This window comes from Candidatus Synechococcus spongiarum (genome assembly GCF_900047545.1).
Lineage (GTDB): Bacteria > Cyanobacteriota > Cyanobacteriia > PCC-6307 > Cyanobiaceae > Synechococcus_B > Synechococcus_B spongiarum_C.
In genome coordinates this window covers 1-7302 of record NZ_FITM01000117.1, presented here as the reverse complement: position 1 = coordinate 7302, position 7302 = coordinate 1, and the positions used below count along the sequence as shown (strand labels likewise).

At 61.3% G+C, this 7302-nt stretch carries 10 protein-coding genes and 1 pseudogene; 8 read left to right on the top strand and 3 right to left on the bottom strand.

Annotation, left to right across the window (positions count from 1 at the left end; genetic code table 11):
* The first annotated feature begins 174 nt into the window (after window positions 1–174).
* Window positions 175–1353 carry an 8-oxo-dGTP diphosphatase MutT gene (mutT, locus tag FLM9_RS04980; protein ID WP_257243013.1) on the top strand — a complete coding sequence of 393 codons (1179 nt, stop codon included), beginning with the start codon at window positions 175–177 and terminating at the stop codon, window positions 1351–1353.
* Here mutT and FLM9_RS04975 read toward each other — a convergent pair.
* Window positions 1339–1881 (bottom strand): CDP-alcohol phosphatidyltransferase family protein, encoded by a 543-nt coding sequence (locus tag FLM9_RS04975; RefSeq protein ID WP_074457536.1) that lies wholly within the window; start codon window positions 1879–1881, stop codon window positions 1339–1341. The genes mutT and FLM9_RS04975 overlap by 15 nt on opposite strands.
* Before the next feature lie 26 nt (window positions 1882–1907).
* Here FLM9_RS04975 and FLM9_RS04970 point away from each other — a divergent pair, with 26 nt between their 5' ends.
* The gene (locus FLM9_RS04970) at window positions 1908–2375 is read left to right on the top strand and encodes a CBS domain-containing protein (RefSeq protein WP_074457535.1); all 468 of its coding nucleotides are present in this window, start codon (window positions 1908–1910) and stop codon (window positions 2373–2375) included.
* A gap of 729 nt (window positions 2376–3104) precedes the next feature.
* Window positions 3105–3374 (top strand): annotated as a pseudogene (locus tag FLM9_RS08740) (cache domain-containing protein); the annotation flags it as partial.
* Between the two features lie 186 nt (window positions 3375–3560).
* Here FLM9_RS08740 and FLM9_RS04955 read toward each other — a convergent pair.
* Both FLM9_RS04955 and FLM9_RS08170 read right to left on the bottom strand, forming a co-directional pair.
* A complete protein-coding gene (locus FLM9_RS04955; protein ID WP_074457533.1) occupies window positions 3561–4175 on the bottom strand; it encodes a rhomboid family intramembrane serine protease in 615 nt (204 codons plus the stop codon).
* Window positions 4176–4405: 230 nt separating this feature from the next.
* Window positions 4406–4582: a DUF8683 family protein gene (locus FLM9_RS08170; RefSeq protein WP_180365303.1), complete on the bottom strand. Its 177-nt coding sequence runs from the start codon at window positions 4580–4582 to the stop codon at window positions 4406–4408.
* A gap of 110 nt (window positions 4583–4692) precedes the next feature.
* Between FLM9_RS08170 and FLM9_RS04945 the strand changes: the two genes are divergently transcribed.
* The 5 genes from FLM9_RS04945 to FLM9_RS04930 form a co-directional block, all read left to right on the top strand.
* Entirely contained in the window at window positions 4693–5223 is a 531-nt protein-coding gene (locus FLM9_RS04945) for an AbrB family transcriptional regulator (protein ID WP_074457531.1), read from the top strand.
* A gap of 58 nt (window positions 5224–5281) precedes the next feature.
* On the top strand, window positions 5282–5629 hold the full coding sequence (locus FLM9_RS04940; RefSeq protein WP_074457530.1) for a hypothetical protein: 348 nt from the start codon (window positions 5282–5284) through the stop codon (window positions 5627–5629).
* Window positions 5622–6587 carry an NAD-dependent epimerase/dehydratase family protein gene (locus tag FLM9_RS04935; RefSeq protein ID WP_081340203.1) on the top strand — a complete coding sequence of 322 codons (966 nt, stop codon included), beginning with the start codon at window positions 5622–5624 and terminating at the stop codon, window positions 6585–6587. Before FLM9_RS04940 ends, FLM9_RS04935 begins: the two co-directional genes overlap by 8 nt.
* A gap of 5 nt (window positions 6588–6592) precedes the next feature.
* On the top strand, window positions 6593–6763 hold the full coding sequence (locus tag FLM9_RS08655; protein ID WP_306806793.1) for a hypothetical protein: 171 nt from the start codon (window positions 6593–6595) through the stop codon (window positions 6761–6763).
* Window positions 6720–7302 (top strand): RNA-guided endonuclease InsQ/TnpB family protein (locus tag FLM9_RS04930; protein ID WP_306806794.1); only part of this gene is annotated, 583 nt, incomplete at its 3' end. The genes FLM9_RS08655 and FLM9_RS04930, both read left to right, overlap by 44 nt.

Sequence of the window (7302 nt, the reverse complement as noted above, 5' to 3'; positions counted from 1 at the left end):
CTCCAGAAGCCAGCGGCGGCAGCAAAACAACACCGGCTCCACCGTCTGCTGAACCCGCCGGTTGGCCAGGGCCTTCAGCACCACCTCCGATCCGATTCCGGCGGGATCCCCCAGAGCAATGGCAATCCGCCGCGGTTCATCCATGAACAGGTACTTTAGCGTGGATGGTCCAGCTTGGCGTTGGCGATGCTGCCCAAACAATGGTCCAAGGTCTTTGCACAACAGCAGAAGGCCTGGCTGCGTCATGCTGCCCCTGAGTTGGTCTCCAGCCTGCTGGGCTGGTGGACACGTCATGGACGCCATGGTTTGCCATGGCGATTGCTTCCCGGTGGACGCCAGCCTGGTCCCGACGACCTGCTTCCCGCCTATCCTATCTGGGTGGCGGAGGTGATGCTCCAACAGACCCAACTGACGGTGGCGCTCCCTTTTTGGCACCGTTGGTGGTCACGGTTCCCGGATCTGGAGTCCTTGGCGGCGGCATCCCGGCAGGACGTGCTCCATTGCTGGCAAGGGTTGGGCTACTACGCTCGGGCGCGGCGGCTCCATGGGGTCGCCACCGACTTGGTGGCAGCCGGGCGCCCCTTGCCCACAGATCGTGCCGGTCTTGAACAGCTTCCTGGGATTGGTCGCACCACGGCAGCCGCCATTGCCGCCACGGCCGGCAACAGTCCTGATCCCATTCTGGACGGCAATGTGAGGCGGTTGCTGGCGCGGCTTCTGGCCTTTCCAGCACCGCCCCGGCAGGCCACCCCCCTGCTCTGGACCATGGTGGAGTTGCTCCTGGGCGGCAGAGGGGCGCGAGACTTCAACCAGGCCCTCATGGACCTGGGCGCCCTAGTCTGCCGCTCCCATACCCCCTTGTGTCACCGTTGCCCTTGGCGACTCCCTTGCCGTGCCTATAGTCAGGGGATCCAGCACCAACTCCCTGTGCGTCAGGCTCTCGCACCCATTCCCCATGTCATGGTTGGCGTGGGCATTGTGCTGGATCATCAGGGGAAGGTGCTCATCGGCCAACGCCAGCCCGATGGACTTCTGGGTGGTCTTTGGGAATTTCCCGGTGGCAAGCAGGAGCCCGGCGAGACCATGGCCGACACCGTGGTGCGCGAACTACAGGAGGAGGTGGGCTTGACCGTGGCCGTGGGTCCGGAGTTGCTGTGCTTTGACCATGCCTATACCCACCGGCGGCTCACCTTTGCGGTGCATCTCTGCCACGTGACGGCCGGGGAGGCTCGGCCTGTGGCCAACAACCAACAGATCGCCTGGGTGTGGCCCCACGACTTGCACCACTACCCTTCCCCCGCCGCCAATGCCCGCATGATCCAGGCCCTGCAAGAGCACTTAGCTGGGACTTGACTTGACGTAGTGGATTCCACTGAGCCACGCCAGGATGAGGGCCACCCAGAACAGTCCACCGCCAACGGCGGCTGTCAGTGCCTGGGCCGGACCCGGCCACAGTAGGAATCCAAAACAAAGAAACTGACTGATGGTTTTCAGCTTCCCGCTCCAACGGGCCGGCGCTCCATGGGGATGCTGACTTCGCCACTCGGTCACCAGAAGCTCCCGGGCCAACAGGAGCCAAATGGCCCAGAGAGGGATGGGGATGGCGGAGAGGCTGTTGCCGGTGGTCCCGCCACTCTGGCCAGCCAACCACAGCAATGGCGCCAGTAGCAACAACTTATCGCAGAGGGGATCCAGACGGGCCCCCCACGGCGATCCACCGCCACCACGTCGCGCCAACCAGCCATCCACCGCATCGGTTGCCGCAGCCCCCAGCAGTAGCCCCCAAGCCCACCAGCCCCAGCCCCCCTGCAACACCAGCAGGAGCGGCACCGCCAGCAGACCCCTGAGCACCGTGAGGCCGTTGGCCAGGCTCTGCGCCATACTCACCAAACCCCAGAGAGGTCATCATGGTGCAAAGCCAACCTGTCCAGGCGTTCATGACCACACCAGTTCAGTTCGTTCGCCCGGACACAGCCCTGACAGAGGTGATCCGGATGCTCAATGCTTCCCGCATCAGTGGCCTGGCGGTGTGTGATGACCAGGGTCGGTTGGTGGGGGAAATCAGCGCCAAGGATCTGATGGTGCGGGAAAGCGGTTTGGAGCCTGGCCCCTACGTGGTCTTCCTGGACAGCGTGATCTATCTGCGCAATCCCCTGCGCTGGGAGCGGGACGTCCATCAGGCCCTTGGGGAAACCGCTGCCGCCATCATGAACCGCTCCCCCCACACCTGTGGGCCTACCCTCAGCCTGCAGGAGGCCGCGGCCCTGCTCCACGATGCCGGCACCGAGAGGCTGTTTGTGGTGGAAGGGGGAAAACCCGTCGGGGTGCTCAGCCGCGCTGATCTGATTCGGGCCATGGCCGCCACGGCCTGCTAACCTCTTTCAAGAGTTTATCGCAGCATGATGGCTTCACGGGAGTCCGTCGGGGGAAGTGGTTGAGGAGCATCGCCTGGGGTCTGGGTTCGGTGTTCACGGCCATGTTGATCGGTAGTGCCTTCTTCAAGGAATGCCCTCCAAGTGCGCGCCCTTGGCGTCTGGCTCATGCAGCCGTGGCCGCCAGCGACGTGGCTGATCGGGGAACCCTCGAAGACTTTGTCAAGGGCGCAGTGAGCTACATGAGAAGCCTCGCGATCCTGTAATGAACTCATGGCCTTCAAAAGCCTACTGCAGACCGAAGGGAGCCCCTGAAACTCCGTTTCTCTATTCCTGATCCTGGTCACACCTAGCGGGGACATCATCTGGCACGGAGACAACCCGGACGTAGAGAACAAGAATATAGCTGCCGTGGAGGACAGCAGAGACAAGAAGGTGTTTGAGGAATTACTTGCCCAGGCGAAGAACGGGGTAGCTTCGTTGAATACCATTGGGACGACCCAACTCGATCCGATGACCCGCTCCGCAAGTTGAGCTATGCCGCCTCTTACGAATCAGCCTGGTCCGGGAAAACACTGCTGATGATTGGGGGATACGAACAGGATCTTTCCGGTCTCCCCTTCCCCATCGCAGACCTGCCCCGGCCTGCGATTACAGCTTCCGAAGTCGTGGATCGCGAGACCCTGCGCATCTTTAGTCGAAGAATCGGCCAAGGCGTTCCAACAGGCCTACATGACCGAGAACTACAGTGGACTTCCCCAGACAAAGAATGCCTTCCGGACTGAGGGAGATTGGAAGGCAGGTTCCATTTACGTTTGGGTCGTGAGCGACGAGGGCATCGTCGTGTTCCATGGCGCGGAACAACACCGGGAGGGCAAGCCCGCCAACCTGGACCGGGAGGACGTGAACGGCTTCAAGTTTGTTCAGGAACTCATTTCCACGGGCGCCGCTGGCAGTGGGTACGTTGAGTACCACTACGATGACCCTGGGATTGAGGGTGATGAGAAGAGACTGGCTCCCCCAAAGTCGGCTACGCTTCCTCTTTCATTTCACTCTGCCAGGTCTGGACAGTCCTTTCGTCGTCGGTTCAGGTATTTACGTCGACATCTAATTGCAAGGTATCCGGCTGAGACCCGGAACAACACGGTTTCGGGTTTCGGTTGTTCTGGAGAAACTGTTCAGCCTTGGTCAGTCCTCCCCAGGACTCTGGTCACGAGCCATCAGACGGGCTGCCAGCACACCCCCCAGAAATCCAAACAGATGGCCTTGCCAGGACACCCCTGGCGCTCCCGGGAACAGTCCCACAACCATCTCACCGAACAGAACCAGGCAGGCAATGGAGAGCAGGATGCTGAGGGGGCGCCGCTGAAAGAGACCCATAAAGAGCAGGGCGCCCAAGTAGCCAAAGACGATGCCGCTAGCTCCCACATGCACTGTGGTGCGGGGAGCAATCAGCCAAATCCCAACGCCCGACGCCAGGGCGCTGATGACGGATACCTGCCACAGTTGACCCGGACCCCGTAGGCCCACCAGGCTGCCCAAAACCAGCAACGAGACGCTATTCCCAAACAAATGCTGCCAGTCCCCATGGATCAGGGGAGCAGTGAAAACGGCCCAGAGACCAGTTACCCCGCTGCCAGGATGGATGCCGAAGATCTGAGCGGAATCCTGGCCAGGGAGCAGGCCCAAAAATGCCAGGACAAGCCGCAGAGTGTGGACGATCCAGAGCAGGGCCACAAAGCTTAGGGTGGTTGGCAAAAGGCGTCCGGTTGGCAACGGACGACTGGCGGGGCCGTGGCTCATGAAGACTTGATCAACTGAAGAACCTGGGGACCGAGCCGTGCGGCGCGATGTTCGCAGTGGAGGCCATGAACAATCAACTCTGCTGCCTGCTGGAGGTTCCCTTCTCTTGCCCTCGCTTCCGCCTGGACAAAGAAATGACGTGCTTTGTCAAGCAATTTGGCCTTATCGCTTGTGGTAGAAAGCGTGCGCATTAGCGGGTGAGAACGCTATGGACAGTGATGCAACTGGACTCAGGTTCCCGGCTCCTCGCCATGATCTCCCAGTGCTTCAATGCAGGAGCGAAGGTGATGGGCCCTGTCATGGCAACCTTCCGAGAGGGCAAGAGCCAGGGCAAACTCCAGCTTTTCCAGTTGGTGGTCCTGCTCGGAAAAGGTGATGGTCGCAGCAGGAATGGAGAGCGTTTCCATGGCTTCACTTTCTTCTCATTCTGACACCTTGACCGCCAATATGTGGCCATTGGGGCGGACCGTCAGGCACGGCGATTTGGCAACAGAATGCAGAGAGGTGTGAAGATTGGATGGACAGCATCAAGCATCTGCCCGGACTTCTGACGATTTTAGCAGGTCTGGGGCTAGGGCTTCTGGCCCTCGGCACGCGGATTCCTGCCGCTCCCCTTGTGGGCGCCTTGCTGGGGGCCACCTTAGTGAGCCTGATCCCCAACCACCCCGCCATCCACTGGCCCACAGGGACGCGAACCGTGCTGGAGATCGCCGTTGGCATCGTGATTGGTTCAGGCTTGACGGCCACCACGTTGCAAGAGATGCGCCATCTCTGGCGACCTGCGCTTCTCATCACCCTGGCCCTTCTGGTTACGGGAATTGTGGTGGGCGCCTGCAGCAGTCGGCTGCTGGGAATCAAGCTGACCGTCGGGCTTTTGGGTGCCGCGCCAGGTGGCCTCACGGGCATGAGCCTGGCGGGAGAGGAGCTGGGGGTCGGGGCCACGGTGGCGGCTCTGCATACTGTGCGTCTGGTGACGGTGCTGGTGGTGATGCCCCTGCTGGTGCGGTTATTGACCATGGGCCAAGGGGGCTCCTCCGGTGGCCCATAGGAGTTGCTGGTCTGAAGCTGTGACAAAATTGGCAAGGTATTTTCATGCTTCTCTCACCTTGCAGGTGGGCCTGCTGACGCTTCTCGGCAGTTGTGGTTTTGGCGGGGAGCTCCCCCAGGCCAAGCCCCTGCCCAGTAGCTGCCTGGCCCAATTTGGTCAGGAGTCCGTTGAACCTGGCGAGCACATGGCCCTCTGTGACCGTATCGTGGCCAGCCATCCCCGGTTGCTGCGGGCCCACGTAGATCGCTTCATTGTCTGGCAGCATTACGGCAGAGAACGTGAAGCCTGTCAGAAGCTTTTTGACGTGGAGACAACCATGGCCACCCTGACCTTCACCGCCGATGATCAAGATGACTTCCACTTCAGTGTGGAAGTCATCTGCAGGATGCAGGGGGGTGATGGCTGAACGACAGCGTTGGCTGGTGTTGGGGGGCGGCTACTGTGGTATGCGCCTGGTGGATCGGCTCCTGGACCTGGGGCACGAGGTTGTAGTGACCCACCGCGCCAGCACCGACCAGCGCACCATTCACCAACCAGCGGCGACCGCTGACCGCAACACCTCTTCCCCTCGGCCAAGACCTCAACCGCAAGTGGTGGTCTTTGATAGTGCCCAGGGGATTGACCCTGACCTCGGGGCACTGGGTCCCTTTACGGCAGTGCTCTCAACCATTCCTCCCGGGGAAGCCGGTGTTGACCCCGTGCAGGATCGTCTGGGTGTGGCCCTGCGGCGATCAGCACCCCCATGGGTGGGTTACCTCTCCACCAGTGGGGTTTATGGGGACCTGCAAGGGGACTGGGCGGATGAATCGCTGCCGCCGCGCTCCCGTGTTCCCCGAAGCCGCCACCGTATCGGCTGTGAAGCGGCGTGGAGAACCTCCGGACTGGCGCCTCTGATCTTGCGTCTGCCAGGAATCTACGGGCCTGGCCGTAGTCCTTTTGCCCGGCTCCATCAAAAGCAGGCTCGCCTGATCCATAAACCGGGCCAGGTGTTCTCCAGGGTCCACGTGGATGATGTGGTGGGGGCGGTTCTCTGGTGTCAGCGCCATGGATACCGTGACACGGTGGTCAATGTCTGTGATGCCCTGCCCTGCCCCAGCAGCGAACTCCTGGGCTTGGCTGTCCATTTGCTGGGCTGTAAGTTGCCCCCCTATGAGCGCTACCAGGACGTGAAAACCGCCATGGGTTCCATGGCCCAAAGTTTCTGGCTGGAAAACCGTCGCGTCAGCAACCGGAGGCTTCTTTCCTGGGGCTACGTGCTGCGTTACCCCACCTATCGGGAAGGCTTTGTGGCCACCCTTGCAGAAGAAAGAGGAGAAGCATTCAACCCGGTTCACCATCGTGCTGACGGTCTCCTGGCGGGCTGAACCCCATGGGAGAGCTGGTGTCGGGATTATTGCTGGTCGCGATGCTCCTGGGAGCGCTGGTCAAACTGTTCCCACAGGGCCTTGAGATCAGCCTGCATGAAGGGCCAATCCACCGTGACCCAGCCCCGTTGGATGCCGAGGCCCAGGCCAAGAATCAGGATCATCAAAATCAGTGATCGGAACATGGGCAGCCGGGGTTCATCTGTGGGGGAAATCAATTCCGCCTTGCAACGGATTCGGAGGTTACAATGTAGTCTGAGCCGCAAGGAGAAGGGCTCTCACAACAGGCAGAAGGCCCGGCTCCGCTTGGCCAGGGCCCATGTCCAGGTGGCGGACCAGCGGTTGGATCATCTCCACAAGCTCAGCACTAGGCTCATCCGTGAGAATCAAACGGTGGTGCTGGAGGATCTGAACGTGTCGGAGATGGTGAAGAGTCGCAAGCTGGCCTGTGCCGCCGCTGCCGGGTGGCGACTGCTCAGGACCCTGCTGGAGGCCAAGGCCAAGCTGTATGGCCGCCAAGTGAAGATCATCAGCCGTTGGCAGCCCACGTCTCAGACCTGCTCAGCCTGTGGGCACAGCGACGGGAAGCAGGCCTTGTCCGTCCGTGCCTGGAGGTGTTCAGCCTGCGGCGTAGAGCAGGATCGAGACGGGAATGCGGATCGCAACATCCTCGCCGCCGGGCTGGGGGAGAGGCAAAACGCCTGTGGAGCCGAGC

What these genes read in the sequence shown, in the direction of transcription:
- FLM9_RS04970 (WP_074457535.1), top strand. Translation starts at nt 1,908, where the DNA reads ATGGTGCAAAGCCAACCTGTCCAGGCGTTCATGACCACACCAGTTCAG.
- FLM9_RS04935 (WP_081340203.1), top strand. Translation starts at nt 5,622, where the DNA reads ATGGCTGAACGACAGCGTTGGCTGGTGTTGGGGGGCGGCTACTGTGGT.
- FLM9_RS04955 (WP_074457533.1), bottom strand. Translation starts at nt 4,175, where the DNA reads ATGAGCCACGGCCCCGCCAGTCGTCCGTTGCCAACCGGACGCCTTTTG.
- FLM9_RS08655 (WP_306806793.1), top strand. Translation starts at nt 6,593, where the DNA reads ATGGGAGAGCTGGTGTCGGGATTATTGCTGGTCGCGATGCTCCTGGGA.
- FLM9_RS08170 (WP_180365303.1), bottom strand. Translation starts at nt 4,582, where the DNA reads ATGGAAACGCTCTCCATTCCTGCTGCGACCATCACCTTTTCCGAGCAG.
- FLM9_RS04975 (WP_074457536.1), bottom strand. Translation starts at nt 1,881, where the DNA reads ATGGCGCAGAGCCTGGCCAACGGCCTCACGGTGCTCAGGGGTCTGCTG.
- FLM9_RS04945 (WP_074457531.1), top strand. Translation starts at nt 4,693, where the DNA reads ATGGACAGCATCAAGCATCTGCCCGGACTTCTGACGATTTTAGCAGGT.